The organism is Candidatus Binatia bacterium (assembly GCA_023150935.1).
In the GTDB taxonomy this organism is placed as follows: Bacteria; Desulfobacterota; Binatia; order HRBIN30; family HRBIN30; genus JAKLJW01.
The window spans coordinates 75,823-92,676 of the sequence record JAKLJW010000020.1 but is presented as its reverse complement, the minus strand read 5'-3'; the positions used below and the strand labels follow the sequence as shown (position 1 = coordinate 92,676).

The window sequence follows — 16,854 nt, the reverse complement described above, 5'->3', positions numbered from 1 at the left end:
CGACAATCTGGCAGGTGAATTCGCTTGCCCGCGGGGTTTATTGGCGCCCGTCGGTGGGCTTACCGCCGGATTAGGGGGCGGTCTAGCCATCTGAACTTACGGCGATTTTGCCCACCAAGACGGCCGATGGTGGCACGCGACGCGAGGCTCTCCGCCCCCCCGGTCAACTGTCGTCCAGGGAGATTGATCGGCCGCCAGGTATGCGGTAGCCAGGATGGTATCGGCAAACGTTGCATAACATGCTGCCCGGGCCCGACGACCGTGGAAGAACCCGAATCCGCACCCAGGATAAAGAAGCCTTACGCCGGTCGATTTGGGCGAACCGGGCGCCGGGCTGCCACCCCTCCTCTCCAGCGTGCCACTGGCGGCGTGGCGGTCGGGTAAGCTGCCGTGAACCCGGTCTATCGCACGGTCAGAGTGGGCCAATGGGCTGTGCAGGCAACCATCCTCGGGGCCGCGCTGTGGCTTGCCGCGCACGGATCGACGCGTACCCTGATCCTTGCCGCTCTCGTTCCCATCGCGTTCGGACCTTTCTCCTATGCGCGCCTGCGCTTACAGCGTCGGCTAACTCCGCCTGCAGCCCGAACCAATCCGGCGGCCTGGGGCCTTGCCATCGCCGGTCTCGGGCTCGACGCCATTATGACCGCACAGTTGCTCACTGCCAGAACCTACGACCCCTGCCCTGCCCTGCACGGCGCGGGCGTAACGTGGCTTGGGCCGGTATGGTTCAGTGCCCACGTCCTCCTATTCGTGGGCCTGGTAACCGCCGCCATGGCTCGCCGGGTCGGCACCTGGTGCCGGCGGCTGGCAAAGCGGCAGCGACTGCAACCTGCGGTGCCACCTGACCTCGACCGCCGGCAATTCATCCAGCACGTCGGTGTCCTCGGCGTCGGCACGCCGTTCGTCGTTTCCTTGACCGGGATACACACTTCGTACGACTTCAAGGTTCAGGAGCACACCATCGTTCTTCCGCGCTGGCCACGCCACCTCGATGGTTTGCGCGTGGCGCACCTCTCCGACATCCATGTTGGAGGGGCAATGAATCGTCCCCGCTTGCTTCACGTTGCCTCGCTAACCGTCGCCGCCCGTCCCGATCTCGTGGTCCACACGGGCGACTTCCTCACGCACCGTCACGGCGACTTCGATGCGCCCCTCTATGAAGCTCTCGCTCGCATACGCGTCCCGCACGGACAGTGGGCGTGCCTCGGCAACCACGACTACGACGACTCGGCACGCCTGGTGCGTCGCCTTGCCGAGGCGGGCGTTCGCACCCTCCGCAACGAAGTCGTCCGCGTCTTCATCGACGGCCATCCGCTGGATATTGCCGGTCTCGACTATGTGTTTGCGGGTGCGGAGCGGCAGCCTCAGGTCGGCAGCGTTCTCCGACGCTGGCCGGTCCGAGACGACACGCCGCGCATTCTGCTGAACCACGACCCGCGCACTTTCGACCTGCTTCCGGTGGGGTGCGCCGATCTCGTTTGTTCCGGGCACACCCACGGCGGACACATCGGCGTGCAACTCAGCCCGACTGCGGCGCTGACGGTCGTCGGACTCCTCGGGCTGCCCGATCAGGGCCTGTTTGCGAGAGAGGATCTGCGGTTGTTCGTGACCCGCTGCGTGGGGTTTTACGGGTACCCAATGCGACTCGGAATCCCACCGGAGATCTCGGTCCTCACATTACGCTCTGCGACGGCCGGTCGGTCCGCAGCCGGAGCGATCAGCCGAGAAGCCCGGCCAGTTCGCCGGGCAGATTGGCAAGGTTGAAGTTCGGTCGGCCCACCAGATCCCGGACCGCGCCGGCCAAAAAGGTCTCCTCGCGGGGCGGGTTCTTGTCGAGGACGATAAGCAGCGGTAGGTCACGGGTCGCCTCGGCGGCGCGTAATCCCGCAACGGCGCGGGCAGCCGCGAGGCAACTTGGCCCGAGGTGGAGTAGTACGGCCTCGGGGGCGACGATCGTCGACAATTCGAGTGCCTGTTTGCCGTCGAGCACGATGGAGGTCGAGATGCCGGCCTTGTTGAGCGGTTCGCGGATGCGGCCCGTAGTGTCGACATCGCCGCTAACCACGAGCAGTCTCTTGAGCTTCGGACGCATCCGTCGCAGCGCCTCGGCAATGCGATCCGGATCCATGGGCCACAGCCCGAAGTCGGCTCGTCGGAAGCAGAATCCAGCCGTCGCCTGCGACTGTAGTGCGTAGGCCAGGATAGGAACGAGCCGTGTGCCACTGCGTTCCCGCAAGGCCTTCAAAGTCTGCCAGGCCCCGAGCCCCGCGGCGAGGTTCAAGATGACGCAATGGATCTTTCGCCGCGCCAGATCGTCGACGGTGTTTTCGCCCAGCGCCGCGCGGGTCACCGAGAAACCCGCGCCGTCCAGGATCTGACTCGCCTCGTCGCCGCGGGCGCCATCGTCGAGCAGGATGATCTCGCCGATCGCCGCCGTTTCCGGCTCGCTCTCCGCCTGGACTTCTTCTTCGACGTCATCGAGGTCTTCGACTCCCGCCAGTTCCATGTCGGGCGGCGCGGAGCGTTCGATCGTCAGCGGCGTGTCGTAGAAGACTACGTCCGTACGCTCCTCGCTACGCCGGACCTGAGAAGCGTGCGCCATGGACGCCTCGCCGCCCTCCCGTCCAACCTCGGGAAGTGTTGTCGCCCCGAACTCTGCCCGGCCTTCGCCTGCCTCCAAATCGACCGCGCCGGTCTGTGCCAGCGCCTCTTCCGCCTGGCGGCGCAGCTCGTTTCGTTCGTCCGACAACTCGGCCGCCGTAGCCTCGGCCCCGAGCAGGGCTTCATCGAGCCGCTGCCGCTCCGCTCGGGCGCGGGCGATGATGTCGTCACGTTCCGCCAGCTTCGCGGTCAGGTCGGTCAACTGCTGGTGGGCGGCGGCCAACCTGACGGCCGCGTCACCGCTGTCGGCCTGCAGGGCGCTACGCTCGAATTCGAGGGTTTCGACGGTCGCCTGCAACGCGTCGCGCGACGCCTGCGTCTCGGCCAGCGTCGCGGCCAGCCCCCGTATCCGCTCCGCATCCCGCGCGGCAGCGGCCGCGGCCTCGGCTTCGACCCCACTCCGCCCCGCTTGCTCGTCCGCCAGCCGCGCCCGCAGCGACTCGGCTTCCGCCGCGCTTTCGGACTGGACCGTCGTGACCACGCCACGCAGCCGTTCGATTTCCGCAGAAAGCTCGGCACCGTCTTTCGCCACGCTGGCGAGGCGTTCGGTCAGCACCGTGGCTTCGTCGCGCGCGGCGTCGCGTTCGCCGACCGCCACGGCCAACCGTGCTTCGAGCTGCCGCACCAGTTCGGTCTTCTCCGTCGCAGTCGCGGACGCCGCCGCCGCGGCAGCTTCCAGCCGCAACCGTTCTTCATCGAACGACTCGCGTCCAGCCGCCACCGTGCCTTCCAGGTCCGCTATGCGCCGACGAGCCTCGGCCTCCTGCGTCGTCAGCTCCGCGAGGCGTGCGCCGATCTCGGCCCGTTGCGCACGCTCGGCATCGAGCGCCGCCTGCAGGGCAGCCGCGGCCCGAGTCGCCGTGTCTTCCCGGTCGAGAAGAGCCGCCCGCTCCGCCTCCATCGACGTCAAGGCGCGCGCCGACTCTTGCTGTCGCGCCTCGGCCAGCCGCTGGGCACGTACGCGCTCGGAATCGACCGCCAGCAGCCGCTGCTCGAGCGCTTCCACCTGTCCGCGCAGCTCTGCCAGTGCCGTCTCTTGCCCCGCTTCCGCCGCGGCCAGCGCCTGGGCAAGAGCGTCCCGCTCGCGCGCTACTGCCGTGTAAGACGCCGTCAGTGCCCGTAGCGATTGCTCGCTCCGGGTCAGTTCTGCCCGGGTTTCGGTGAGCTCGTTCTCGAGCCGCAGCAGTCGTGCGACGGCGGTGTCGAGACGCGGGCGCGCCTCCGGCTCGGGCACCGCCCCGAGTTCCGGCGCCTCGATTACGGCCCCGGCCCGCACGAGCCGGGCGATGACAGCCTCGGCCGAAGCCGTCTCTCCCGGCATACCCGCCGGCACTGGCGCCTCGGGCTCGATCAGCCCGCGGGCGCAGACCCGCAGGACCTGGCTGAGTTGCTGCAATTGCTCGTCCGGAAAGGTGCGGTGGCCGGCGGCCAGCAGCAACAAGACGCCAACCGGCTTGAGTTCGTGAAACAACGGCAGCGTTGTCAGCGTCAATGCTCGCGGCGAAACCCTGGCAAGTCCGCGCGGAACGAAAGGGTTTTCCTCGGCGGCGGCAATCACGCTGATGCGCCGGTTATGCAGGCTGCGCAGCGGCAGGTCCCAGGGGCAATCGCCGCCCTCACCGAGCACCGCCCGCGCTTCGGGAGATAAGCCGACGTCGCCCAGCAGCCGCAGGCGATCTGCATGGGTGTCGTACATGAAAATTGCGACCGCTTTGACCCGCACCGCGTCCACCAGCAGGCGCGCGATCTCCTGGGTGAATTCGGCGCGCGGCAGCCGCCGCGCGTACACCTCGAGGAGCCGGTTACCGAGTCCGGTCAGACGCACCGCGCGGTTGGCCGCGGGGGGGAGGTCGCGAGAAACGGAGACAGGAGATGCCATCGTCAGGGACCTGCAGACGTCGTCCCCAATGCCCGTGTCGGCCCGGGCCCAGCCCTGTACCCAGCCACGGAGGATTGGCAGGAACAAAAGGCATACCACCTGCGAGGTTCAGCAGCACCGACATTTCAGGGGGTCGCCAACGTCAAGGCGGCGACCGGAAAGCGCACAAGAGCCAGAGAATTGCCACCCTCGGACCCTCAAGCCCCAGGGCCCACAAGCCCACCAGGCCCCGTCGCTCACTGCAAGAGGATGATCGGTACGACGATGCCCGCCACGGTCACCGCCACCACCAGAATGACTACGGCGATCTCGCCGGCACGGTCGGCAGTAGATGACTCATCCGTCAGCGATTTGGCGGGACGTTCGATGCTCTGCGGTGTTCGGAAAGGCTTCGGCTCGGGTTGCCGTGAGGCGCACGCCGGCGCGAACATAAGTGCCCCCCAGAGCAGCAACACCGTCCACACCCAGTGCCATTCACGCATACTCACACCCCACGGCTACCGGCTTGAAGGAATGGAGCTGAACGGAGTCGAACCGTCGACCTCCTGAATGCCATTCAGGCGCTCTCCCAACTGAGCTACAGCCCCACCGGTGTCCACCGCTCCGTTTACGTTCCGGTGTGTAGCCCAAACGCCCCGACCCGGCAACACCCGCGACCGCGGCCCGGGCTTCTCCGGTAGCCTCCACTATCGGCTTGACAACTGCGACCAAAACGGCGCATGTCCCGCGCGACCGTTTTGGCAAGGCGGCGCGGGGATGCCTGCGCCGGCACTGGAGACCGACTAGCTGCCGCATGAGGGAACTGCGGCGTCAGGGGCGAGGAGGGGGCAGTGCACATAGACAAGAGACTCCGGATCGGGCCGATCGTCGCCATGGCGGCCATGGTGCTGGCGGGGTGGCAGGCTCCGTGCGGTGCGGTACCGATCGACAAGGAGGGCGACATCAAGCTAGGCGTGCGCTCGTACGCTAACGCCCGCATCGGCACCACCGGTTTTCACGAAACCTTCCTGTACGAGACCGCCTCGGGGGCGCGGACCCTGAGGTGGCGGAACTGGAGCTTTCCGCCGTCTCCCGCCGGCCACCTCCGGCAGAACCGGTACTTCCTCGAGGCCGAACTCGACCACAGTCTCGACGGGTTGGTGAAACGCGGCGTGGGGCCACTGGCACTTCTCGACCTGCTGCCGTTTCGCATCTCGGGTTTGAAGTATCACCTCACGTACCGCGGCGAGTGGGAGTCGATCTACGACTGGGGGCCGAAGGAATTCAGCACCGCCGACGCCTGGCACGCCGCCCGGGCCCAGCGCAAAGGGCTGTCGAACCCGGCCACGGGCACACAGGTCGACATCGGCGCCGGCCGCCGGAAGTTGCGCAGCCTGGCCTCGCAGCGCAACCGGCTCTTCCAGTGGTACGTCGAAGGCACGGCCGGGCCCGTGTTCATGCGCTTCGGCCGCCAGATCGTCGCGTGGGGGGAGACCGACGGGTTTCGGCTCCTCGACAACATCAATCCGCTCGATTCGAGCTTCGGCGGTTTTCTGATCTCGCTCGACGAACGTCGTGTGCCTCTCGACATGCTCCGTGTCCAGTACGCTATCGGCAGCATCGGACCGCTGACGGAGTCGTTCCTGGAGTTCTACGGCGCGATCGACAACAAGGTATCGTACGTACCCGGCACGCCGGCCGGGTCGCCATGGTCGATGCCGAATGCGGCGCCCGAAGCCGGCACCCTGGCCATCGGCATTGCGCCGACGCAGAACTTCTCGAGCATGCGCGGCGGCGGGCGGCTGGTGTTCAACTACAGCAACGCGACGTTCAGTCTGGCGCACTACTACACATTCCTCGACACTCCGGCGGTGCAGTCGCAGGTGCGGCCTAAGTTCCCACTGGCGACGCCCACCGACCCGAAAAGCCCGCAATCGTCGTTCCCCAACGGCGCCTCCGCCATGGCCTTCGCCACGGCGCCGACGACACAGATAACCGGCGGATCCGTCACCTTCGCCGTGCCTTCGCTGTACACGGTGGTCCGCAGCGAACTGGCCTACTTCAACAACGAGCCGCGCTTCTCGCAGTTCGGCGTCGACCCGTTCATGTATGCGTTCTACTTCCGCACCTGCCAGGGCGGGTCTTACGACGGGCAAGCATGCACGACGAACGCCCAGTGCGGAGGTGCGCCGTGCGGCGAAACGCTTACCGACTGCCGCCCGACCCGCAAATGCTTTACGGACCGAGCCCGGGTGTTTGGCGCCGGCAACAATCCGACCGGCGGCCGCCGACTCGGCGATTCCTTCAATTTCGTCGTCGGCATCGACGCCAACCAGTACATCCGCTGGTTGAACCCGAACCAGACCTTCTTCTTCTCGACGCAGTTCTTCTACAAACACCTCCTGGACGCCCTGCCTCGCCGGTCGTTGCCGGGCCGCGTCCCACTGCAAGGGGAGGTACTGCCGGTGGCAGCGGCGGCCACGCTCGTACCCCGTGCCGACCTGCGGGGATTCGGCGCCGTCGAGCCCAACTTGATTCACCAGCCGACCGACACGTTCCTGCACACGTTCTTCGTCGGTACCGCTTACATGGGCGGCAAGTTGTTTCCGGGGATCGGGTTCTTTTACGACTGGGGCGGCGCGTACACCTTCCAGCCGTCGCTGACGCTGAGCCGCGACCCGTTCCGCTTCGTCGTCGACTACAGCCTGATAAGCGCGCACACGCTAAAAGGAGGCAGCGGCCTGAGCCTGCTGCAAGACCGCGACAACGTTCAGTTCCGCCTGGAGTATGTTATCTGAGCTCACGGATATCTGGCTTCTACGGCCAGAAACCGGCGCCCTATCGGTACCGGGACGGCATCGGCCTGGCGTTCTGCACCGGGAAGATCACCTTCTGGCGGGCGTTGGCAACTTTCGACCGCATATGCGTCAGGGCGGATCGCACCCGGGGCGCAACACGGGCCGCCGCACCGCCGTCAAGGAACTCGACCTGGCGGCCACCCTGAGGGGTCTGCACTATCCGCACCTTACGCATCGCCACCCGCCGCGGAGGCAGCACTTTGCCGTTATACGCCTTTCCCACCTCCAACGGACTGATCGCCGCTTCCGCCGCGTCGGTCACCCCGGCGGACCGTCCGGTTTGCAGGTCCGCGCCGCCGGCAAGGCCTATCGTTCCCCACGACAGCGAGGCGTTGTTGATCTCGTTGGACTCGGCCAGCTCGTCGTCCGGGTCTAACCACAGCGCCATGTAGTACTCGCCGGCCGGAACCGGCGTGCCGGAATAATCGTAGTAGAGCGAGAAGGCCGCCGGCTCGAACTCGTCGCGGTAAAGAACGTCGTCGGGGTCGAGGTCGTAGTCGGCCGTCTCGCCGAAAAGGAAGATCTCGTCGCCGTCGCCGATGGTATCGTTGGGGCTCAACGCCAGGGTGACCCACCAACCGGACGGGGCGACCTGTTCGCCGTTGTTCACGACCTCGTAAATCAGCCCACCGTCGCCGGCAAAGTCCCACTGCGCGTACCAGCTCAACACCTCCATGTCCGGCCGATCGCTGGATATCTCTATCGTTGAGTCTCCGGGCGAGACGTTGTCGTCCTCGTTCGACTCGAGCACCGCGTTGCGATCGTCGACCCACACGGCCATGTAGTACTCGCCGGGCACGAGGTGATCCGGGAAGTTGAACGGGATCGCGTTCTCCTCGTCGCGATAGGCGCTGTTGCCGGACTCCAACTCGAAGGGGATGGACTCGTAAACGACGTACGTATCGTTCGGCGTGAAATTCGTGTCATCCGACACGACAAGACTGACGTACGCGCCGCCCGGCGCCGTTCCCTCGCCGGTGTTGGTGACCGTCCATTGCAGCTCGCCGGCGCCGCGTGGCGTGGGGTCGTAGGTCGCCAGCCAATCCGAAACCTCCAGATTGGGCAGGTCTGCGGGCGGCGGCGGGTCCACAGGGTCTGGCGGCGGGGGGACTGTGTTTTCGGCGTCCTCCAGAACGTACGCGTAGCGCAGGACCGTGGTCTGCCCGTACGGCGCCGTGACGGTCTGGTTGGCGGCGGCATAGGGCATCCAGAAGTAGCCCTGATCGCCCCAGTTCTGGCTCCACGAGTTGACGATCTTGAAGGCGCCGCCGTAACGCCCATCGTCGTAGCCGACGAAAGTGATGGCGTGGCCGCCCTGATACGCGCCGGTGAAGGTGTTGTAGACCGAGTTGCCACCGCGCAGATTCATCAGGGCGTCGAACACAACGATGCCACCCACCACCGGCAGCCGATTGGCCAGAGCGTTCTTGATCTCGACGGTTCCGTTGGCGGTCTTCCAAGCTTTGCCTTTGAACTGCGCCGCCTCCTGCCGCGCAGCGTTGCTGGGCTGGGTACGGAAGTCCTGATCGTCGTACGGCGCTTTGGCGAGGCTCGCCACCCCTTGCTGGACGATGAGGTCGAGGGCATCGGTTATCCGCGAACCTTCGTCCTTCCCGCCGTTGATCTGGTTGTAGACATAGGCCGGACTAAAGCGATGTTGCAGGGGCTCCAGCGACCAGCCGATCTCGATGCGTTCCTGATAGGTCTTGAGCGCGTAGGCCGTGGCCCAACCGACACAACTTCCCTGCTGGCCCTGATCGCCCGGCAGAGGAAAGTCGCGGCTCAGGTCGACGGCCGAGGGCAGCGTCGGTTGCTCGCCCGGCGCGCCGAGCAGGTCGCCGTAATAGTAGCCGCGCGGATAGCGGGCGTAGACCTCGGGAGGAATGTCGGCACTGCCGGTTTCGCGCGATGGGGTGACAACCTGCGCCTGCACGGTCACCGTCGCGGTGTTGCTGAACAGGCGGCCATCGGTGACCCGGTACGGCAGGGCTATGTTCCCCTGAAAGCCCGCGACGAGGGACAGGTAGAGCATGCCGGACTGAGGGTTGACGTAAGCGAAGTTGTAGCCGGGGCCGCTGTCGTCGGCGATCAGCTCGTAGGTAATGGTGTCGTTGTCGGGGTCACTGCCGATGAGCTGCTTTTCCACGTACGGCGTGGAAGAGCCCGCACTGAGGGACATGTCGCTGGCAGTCGGCGCCCGGTTGGCGCCGGACTCGCAACCGCTCAGGGCATTGTTCACGGCCGCCAGGATCTCGTCGATGGTGATCTCGGTGTCCCCGTTGGCGTTGCCCGCCGGGCAGGACGAGACCGCCGCCCGACCCAGGGCGATGTTCACCATGGCGAGGATCTCGTCGACGGTAACCGTCCGATCGCCGCTGCAGTCTCCCACGCACGTCGCGGCCTGCGCCGCGCGGAGCCCGGGGCTCCAGGGTTGGACGAACCCGCCGATCGCGAGCGCGCCCCAGATCGGAAACAACCAGTTTGACCTCATGGCGAACTCTCCGTTGACGCTGTGGTTACTCAAACGACGAGGGTCGCGGCTGTCCTTTCAAAACGGATTCGGGCTTGCCGGCAGATCGGTGCGGCCCATCAGGTACGTGTCGACACCGCGAGCGCATTCCCGGCCTTCCCAGATCGCCCATACCACGAGCGACTGGCCACGGCGCATGTCGCCGCAGGCGAACACTCCCGGCACCGTCGTCTGATAGTCGGCTTCGGCCGCCACGCTGCCGCGGTCGTTGGACCGCACGCCGAGCTGCGCCAACAGCCCTTCCTTCTCCGGACCCACGAACCCGAGAGCCAGGAGGACGAGATCGGCGTCGATGGCGAACTCGCTCCCGGGAATCTCGCGCATCGCCATCTTGCCGCCTTCCTTCACCCACTCCAGACGCACGCCATGCAGCTTGCGGACGTTGCCTGCCTCGTCACCGGAAAACGACTTCGTCAGGATGCTCCAGTCCCGCGCTACGCCCTCCTCGTGCGAGGACGAAGTGCGCAAGATCATCGGCCAGAAGGGCCACGGCGCAACCTCCCCGTTACGGCGCTCCGGCGGCTGCGGCAGCAACTCGAACTGGTGCACCGACAGCGCTCCCTGCCGGTTCGATGTGCCGAGACAGTCGGAGCCGGTGTCGCCGCCACCAAGAATGACCACACGCTTCCCCGTCGCCACGATCTGCCCGCTCACCCCATCGCCGGCGACGACCCTGTTCTGCTGCGGCAGGAACTCCATCGCCAGATGAACGCCCTTGAGGTCACGTCCGGGAACTTGCAGATCGCGCGCCGCCGTCGCGCCCCCGGCAAGGACAACGGCATCGAAGTTGTGCCGCAACTCCTCGCCGGTCAGGTCGACGCCGACATTGGTGCGCGGACGGAAGGTTACGCCCTCGGCCGCCATCTGTTCCATGCGCCGGTCGATGAGGTGTTTCTCCAGCTTGAAGTCGGGAATGCCGTACCGCAACAACCCGCCGATACGGTCGTCGCGTTCGAAGACCGTCACCCAGTGGCCGGCCCGTGCCAATTGCTGCGCGCACGCCAGCCCGGCCGGCCCGGAGCCGATCACGGCCACCTGCTTGCCGGTGCGCTGCGCCGGCACTTGCGGCGCCATCCAACCGTGCGCGAAGGCATGATCGACGATCTGTTTCTCGATGAGCTTGATGCTCACCGGCCGCTGGTTGATGTTCAGCACGCACGATTCCTCGCACGGCGCCGGACACACCCGTCCGGTGAACTCGGGGAAGTTGTTCGTGGAATGGAGCCGGTCGCTAGCTTCCTTCCAGCGACCGCGGTACACGAGATCGTTCCAGTCGGGAATGATGTTCCCGAGCGGGCACCCCTTGTGGCAGAACGGAATGCCGCAGTCCATGCACCGCGCCGCCTGTCGGCGCAGTAGCTCTTCCGAGAACTTACCCTCGAACTCGCGCCAGTCGCGCAGGCGTTCCGATACCGGCCGGCGCGGTGGCAGGTCGCGTTCGATCTCCAGAAATCCGGTGATCTTTCCCATGATGGCTACTCGCTTGTCGCCTCTCGCCAATCGCTGCTGGTTGACCGTTGTCTTCCGCCGGTCAGACGCTTGCGAGCCGGGCCGCCTCGCTGTCGAGATGCTGCTTGGCGAGGATCTGGCGGTATTCGACCGGCATGACCTTGCGGAACCTCAAGACCTGGTCTTTCCACCCCGAAAGGATACGCCAACCGACGGCGCTTTGCGTGTAATCGAAGTGCCGTCGGATCAAATCGTGCAGGAGCCCGATGTCGTCCTCGTCCGGATCTTCGATCTCGACCATGCCCATGTTGCAGCGTCCGGCGAAATCCTCGTCGGGGTCGTACACGAAGGCGACGCCGCCGCTCATCCCGGCGGCGAAATTACGACCCGTCTTGCCCAGGCAGACCACCAGACCGCGGGTCATGTACTCGCACCCGTGATCGCCGACACCCTCGACGACCGCCGTCACGCCGCTGTTGCGCACACAGAAGCGCTCGCCGGCCTGGCCGCGCAGGAAGACTTCCCCGCCGGTCGCGCCGTACAATGACACGTTACCGACGATGATGTTTTCCTCAGCCACAAAACTCGCGTTCCGCGGCGGAAATACCACGATGCGCCCGCCGGACAGGCCCTTGCCGAAATAATCGTTGGCGTCTCCTTCCAGAGTCACCGCAAGTCCGGGTGCCATGAACGCCCCGAAGCTCTGTCCGGCGGAGCCGGTGAATTTGATCTTGACGGTCTCCGGAGGCAGGCCATCGAGTCCCCAACGACGCGACACCTCGGCCGAGAGCATCGTGCAGACGGTGCGGTTGACGTTGCGGATCGGCACCTCGATCTCGACCGGCTGACGGCCCACGAGCGCAGGCCGGGCGAGTTCGATGAGCTGGTTGTCGAGCGCGCTGTCCAGCCCATGGTCCTGCTCTTGCGCGCAGTGGGTCGCGACGGCGGGCGCGACATCGGGCCGGTGGAGGATCTGGCTGAGATCGATTCCCCGGGCCTTCCAGTGCGCGATCGCGTCGGCGGCTTCGAGCAGGTCGACGCGGCCGACCATCTCGTCCACCGTGCGAACCCCGAGCTGCGCCATGATCTCGCGCAGCTCCTCGGCAACGAAGGACATAAAGTTGACCACGTGCTCCGGCTTGCCGGCGAAGCGCCGGCGCAGCACCGGGTCTTGCGTGGCGATCCCGACCGGGCAGGTATTGAGGTGGCAGACCCGCATCATGACGCAACCGGACGCGATCAGCGCCGCCGTCGCAAAACCGAATTCTTCGGCCCCGAGGAGGGCCGCAACGGCGACGTCGCGGCCAGTCTTGAGCTGCCCGTCGGTCTCGACGCGAATGCGCCCGCGCAGGTCGTTCATCACGAGTACCTGTTGCGTCTCGGCGAGGCCAAGTTCCCAGGGCAGGCCGGCGTGCTTGATCGAGGTCAGCGGCGACGCGCCGGTGCCGCCCGAGTCGCCGCTGATGAGGACCACATCGGCCTTGGCCTTGGACACGCCGGCGGCAACGGTGCCGACGCCGACTTCGGCGACCAGCTTGACGCTGATGCGCGCGCGGTTGTTGCTGTTCTTCAGGTCGTGGATGAGCTGCGCCAGGTCCTCGATCGAGTAGATGTCGTGGTGCGGCGGCGGCGAAATCAGGCCGACGCCCGGAGTGGAGTAACGGATACGTGCGATGTACTCGTCGACCTTATGGCCTGGGAGCTGCCCGCCCTCGCCGGGCTTGGCCCCCTGCGCCATCTTGATCTGCAGCTCGTCGGCGTTGACGAGGTAGTGGCTGGTGACACCGAACCGCCCGGACGCCACCTGCTTGATGGCGCTGCGGCGCGAGTCGCCGTTCGGGTCCGGCGTGTAGCGCACCGGGTCCTCGCCGCCCTCGCCGGTGTTCGACTTGCCGCCGAGACGGTTCATGGCAATGGCGAGGTTCTCGTGCGCCTCGCGGCTGATAGAACCGAGAGACATCGCCCCCGTCTTGAAGCGTTTGACTATCTCGCTGGCCGGTTCGATCTCTGCGAGCGGCACCGGCGTGGTCTTGTCGAAGCGGAACCGCAGCAGTCCGCGAATCGTGCAGAGCCGCTGGCTGTCCTCGTTGACGACCGCCGAGTACTGCTTGAATACTTCGAAGCTCCCCGTGCGTACCGCGTGTTGTAACCGCGCCACGCTGTCGGGGTTGTACATGTGGTGCTCGCCGCGGCGCCGCCACTGATACTGGCCGCCGGGGTCGAGGTCGCCGTCGAGGGTCGCCGGCACCTCGTAGGCCTGATGGTGGCGCCGCCTGCACTCCTCGGCGACGACATCGAGGCCGATGCCCTCGATGCGCGAGGCCGTCCAGGTGAAGTAGCGGTCGATGACGTCGTGGTTGAGCCCGACCGCCTCGAAAATCTGCGCGCCGCGGTAGCTCTGCACGGTGGAGATCCCCATCTTGGTCATCACCTTGAGGATCCCCTTGTTGGCCGCCTTCAGGTAGTTCGCGACGGCCGCCGTGGCGTCGATGTCCTTGATGACGCCGTCGGCGACCAGCTTGGCGACCGTCTCACAGGCAACGTAGGGGTTGATCGCCCCGGCCCCGAATCCGATGAGGAGGGCGAAGTGGTGGACCTCGCGCGGCTCGCCCGATTCGACCACCAGACCGCAACGGCTGCGGGTCCCCGCGCGGATGAGGTGATGGTGCACGGCGCCGACGGCGAGGAGGCTAGGAATCGGTGCCCACTCGTCGTCGTGCTCCCGGTCCGAAAGGATCAGAACGCCGCAGCCCTCGGCAACCGCCGCCGAGGCGCGCACGCAGAGTTCGTCGAGGGCGTACTCGAGACCCGCGCCGCCATCGGCAATGCGGAACAGTGCCGGGATCGTAGTCGCACGTATTTTGCCGACCTTGACCTCCTTGATCTTGGCCAGGGTCGCGGAGTCGACAACGGGGTTTTCCAGCTCGATCTGATGGCAGTGCAGCGGGGTCTCGTCGAAGAGGTTCTGTTCGGCGCCGAGCGGGGCCTTGAGCGACATCACCAGCTCTTCGCGAATCGGGTCGATCGGTGGGTTGGTCACCTGCGCGAAGAGTTGTTTGAAGTAGTTGAAGAGCAGGTGCGGCCGATCCGACAACACCGCCAGCGGGGTATCGTTGCCCATCGAGCCGACAGCCTCCTGAGCATTGATCGCCATCGGCGCTAGCAGGAAGCGGAGATCTTCGAGCGTGTAGCCGTGGAGTTGCTGGCGAGTCACCAGCATCGTCGTGTCCGCAGGCGACGGCACGCGAGCCGGAGCCGGCAGTTTATCGACGGGGACGAGATTCTGGTCGAGCCACGCGCGGTAGGGTTTCCGGGCCGCCATGCTCTCCTTGATTTCCTCGTCGCCGACGATGCGGCCGTTTTCGGTGTCGACGAGGAACATGCGTCCGGGCTGCAGACGGTCCTTGTGGAGAACGTTATCGGGGGCGACGTCGAGCACACCGACCTCGGACGCCATGACGACAAAGCCGTCCTTGGTCACCACGTACCGGGAGGGCCGCAGGCCGTTGCGGTCGAGCACGGCACCGATGAGCCGCCCGTCGGTGAAAGCGATGGAGGCGGGGCCGTCCCAGGGTTCCATCAGGCAAGAATGGTACTCGTAAAAGGCCCGCTTCGTGGCGGTCATCGACTCGTGTTTCTGCCACGCCTCGGGAATCATCATCATGATGGCGTGCGGCAACGACCGACCGGTGCGAACGAGGAGTTCGAGGGCGTTATCGAACTTGCCGGAGTCGCTGAGCGACTCGTCGATGATGGGCAGCAGCTTCTCGATATCGTCGCCGAACAGCGGCGACTGGAACAGCCTTTCGCGGGCGCGCATCCAGTTCTCGTTGCCGCGCAAGGTATTTATCTCGCCGTTGTGGGCGAGGAAGCGGTACGGGTGGGCGCGGTCCCACGACGGGAAGGTGTTCGTGCTGAAGCGCTGATGCACGAGGGCCAGGGCGCTACAGAGGTCGGGATCGGTAAGGTCGCGATAGAACTGCGGCATCTGCCCGGGAAGCAGCAAGCCTTTGTAACCGAGGGTGCGCGCCGACAGCGTCGTCACGTAGAAGCTCTCGGAATCGCGCAGTTTGGCCGCACGCACCGCCCGTTCGACCGAGCGGCGGATGACGAAGAGCTTGCGTTCGAACGCCTCCGGATCGGTAACGCCGGTGCCGGGAGCAATGAAGATCTGACGGATTTCGGGCATCAGACGCCGCGCCAGTTCTCCACAAGCGTTCGGGTCGGTCGGCACCGTGCGCCACCCGAGGAAACGCTGGCCTTCCTCGTGAACGATCTGCTCGAAGAGCCGCTTGCACACGTTGCGCTCGGTGACGTCGCGCGGCAGGAACACCATGCCCACGCCGTACCCACCCGCGTCGGGCAGGTCCATCTTCAGCGCCCGGCACTCCTTACGCAGGAAGGCGTCGGGAACCTGAATGAGGATGCCGGCGCCGTCGCCGGTCTGCGGATCGCAACCGCACGCGCCGCGGTGGGTGAGGTTCTGCAAGACGCGCAGGCCACGCTCGACAATCGCGTGAGACTTGACGCCCGCGATGTTGGCCACGAAGCCAACGCCGCAGGCATCGTGCTCGAAGACGGGGTCGTACAGTCCCTGACGGGTCAGCTTCCGCATCGCTGTCATGCCTCGCACTCCTTCGATGGGGATGGGGCCCGGTGGTCGCCGCTCTTGCGCGGCCGCTTGCCGGATTGGTTGGCGTCGAACCGGATCGGGATCTGGGTCCGTTCGGCGTGCGTCGATAACACCACCATGGTCTCGGTACGCGCGACGCCGTCGATCGAGCGAATCGCGCTGATCAGCTCTTCGAGGGTGGATGTGTTCGGAGTCTTCACCTTGAGCAACATGGTGTGCTGCCCGGTAACGTGATGCGATTCGAGCACGCCTTCGAGCCCGGCGATGCGTTCTTCGAAATCCTCGATCTGGCGCGGATGGCCGACGGCTACCCCGATGAAAGCGGTCACGTCATGGCCCAGACGGCGCGCGTCGATAATCGCCCGGTAACCCGCAATGAAGCCACCGTCCTCCAACTTCTTGATCCGTTCGATGATCGCCGGCGCCGACAGGCCAACCTTCTCCCCAATCCGCGCCAGCGGCAGCTTACAGTTCTCCTGCAAGATGGAGAGAATGTGCAGGTCGGTCTGGTCGAGGTCCAAATCGGCATTTCCGAATTTCATTAGGCCAATCCACTGGTGGACCGAATGAATAACCGACTGCCCATTCGGGAGTCAATACTTATTCGGACAACGGACGTGGAATCCTTACTAATTTCTGGAACCACCGGACCTTATCGGGATTTGAGGCCGCAGGGCAGCTCCTATGCGACGTGCCAAAGGCGATCGTGCCGCCGGCCATAGGGGCCCGACGCAGAGCGCGGCGTGAAGCTCATGTTTGCCCTCGATCCCGATAGCGACTCCGACCCCGACTCCCGCCGCGGCGCGCCGAATAGAAGCTGGACCCCGGCTCCCGGTTATCGCCGGGACAGGTTTCGCAGGGCTGG

General features: G+C 65.8%; 8 protein-coding genes and 1 tRNA gene. 2 read left to right on the top strand and 7 right to left on the bottom strand.

Annotation, left to right across the window (positions count from 1 at the left end; translation table 11 throughout):
- Positions 1-390: 390 nt before the first annotated feature.
- Positions 391-1,764, top strand: a complete 1,374-nt coding sequence (locus tag L6Q96_13320) for a metallophosphoesterase (GenBank protein MCK6555539.1) — start codon at positions 391-393, stop codon at positions 1,762-1,764.
- On the opposite strand, the gene L6Q96_13315 is transcribed toward L6Q96_13320, so the two are convergent.
- From L6Q96_13315 to L6Q96_13305, 3 genes are all read right to left on the bottom strand, one after another.
- Positions 1,718-4,540 (bottom strand): hypothetical protein, encoded by a 2,823-nt coding sequence (locus tag L6Q96_13315; GenBank protein MCK6555538.1) that lies wholly within the window; start codon positions 4,538-4,540, stop codon positions 1,718-1,720. The two genes, L6Q96_13320 and L6Q96_13315, sit on opposite strands and share 47 nt — an antisense overlap.
- A gap of 236 nt (positions 4,541-4,776) precedes the next feature.
- On the bottom strand, positions 4,777-5,022 hold the full coding sequence (locus tag L6Q96_13310; protein ID MCK6555537.1) for a hypothetical protein: 246 nt from the start codon (positions 5,020-5,022) through the stop codon (positions 4,777-4,779).
- Between the two features lie 32 nt (positions 5,023-5,054).
- A tRNA-Ala gene (locus tag L6Q96_13305) sits at positions 5,055-5,127 on the bottom strand.
- A gap of 243 nt (positions 5,128-5,370) precedes the next feature.
- Here L6Q96_13305 and L6Q96_13300 point away from each other — a divergent pair.
- Positions 5,371-7,317: a hypothetical protein gene (locus L6Q96_13300; GenBank protein ID MCK6555536.1), complete on the top strand. Its 1,947-nt coding sequence runs from the start codon at positions 5,371-5,373 to the stop codon at positions 7,315-7,317.
- Positions 7,318-7,357: 40 nt separating this feature from the next.
- On the opposite strand, the gene L6Q96_13295 is transcribed toward L6Q96_13300, so the two are convergent.
- The 4 genes from L6Q96_13295 to L6Q96_13280 all read right to left on the bottom strand — a co-directional run bounded on the left by L6Q96_13295 (position 7,358) and on the right by L6Q96_13280 (position 16,531).
- A complete protein-coding gene (locus L6Q96_13295; protein MCK6555535.1) occupies positions 7,358-9,868 on the bottom strand; it encodes an Ig-like domain-containing protein in 2,511 nt (836 codons plus the stop codon).
- Between the two features lie 57 nt (positions 9,869-9,925).
- Positions 9,926-11,377 carry a glutamate synthase subunit beta gene (locus L6Q96_13290; GenBank protein ID MCK6555534.1) on the bottom strand — a complete coding sequence of 484 codons (1,452 nt, stop codon included), beginning with the start codon at positions 11,375-11,377 and terminating at the stop codon, positions 9,926-9,928.
- 61 nt (positions 11,378-11,438) lie between these two features.
- The gene (gltB, locus tag L6Q96_13285) at positions 11,439-15,980 is read right to left on the bottom strand and encodes a glutamate synthase large subunit (protein MCK6555533.1); all 4,542 of its coding nucleotides are present in this window, start codon (positions 15,978-15,980) and stop codon (positions 11,439-11,441) included.
- A complete protein-coding gene (locus L6Q96_13280; protein MCK6555532.1) occupies positions 15,977-16,531 on the bottom strand; it encodes an Lrp/AsnC family transcriptional regulator in 555 nt (184 codons plus the stop codon). The genes gltB and L6Q96_13280 overlap by 4 nt, the downstream gene beginning before the upstream one ends.
- Positions 16,532-16,854 lie beyond the last annotated feature (323 nt).

Excerpts from the sequence above, each read along its gene's own strand:
- L6Q96_13315 (MCK6555538.1), bottom strand. The coding sequence starts at position 4,540 with ATGGCATCTCCTGTCTCCGTTTCTCGCGACCTCCCCCCCGCGGCCAAC.
- L6Q96_13310 (MCK6555537.1), bottom strand. The coding sequence starts at position 5,022 with ATGCGTGAATGGCACTGGGTGTGGACGGTGTTGCTGCTCTGGGGGGCA.
- L6Q96_13295 (MCK6555535.1), bottom strand. The coding sequence starts at position 9,868 with ATGAGGTCAAACTGGTTGTTTCCGATCTGGGGCGCGCTCGCGATCGGC.
- L6Q96_13290 (MCK6555534.1), bottom strand. The coding sequence starts at position 11,377 with ATGGGAAAGATCACCGGATTTCTGGAGATCGAACGCGACCTGCCACCG.
- gltB (MCK6555533.1), bottom strand. The coding sequence starts at position 15,980 with ATGACAGCGATGCGGAAGCTGACCCGTCAGGGACTGTACGACCCCGTC.
- L6Q96_13280 (MCK6555532.1), bottom strand. The coding sequence starts at position 16,531 with ATGAAATTCGGAAATGCCGATTTGGACCTCGACCAGACCGACCTGCAC.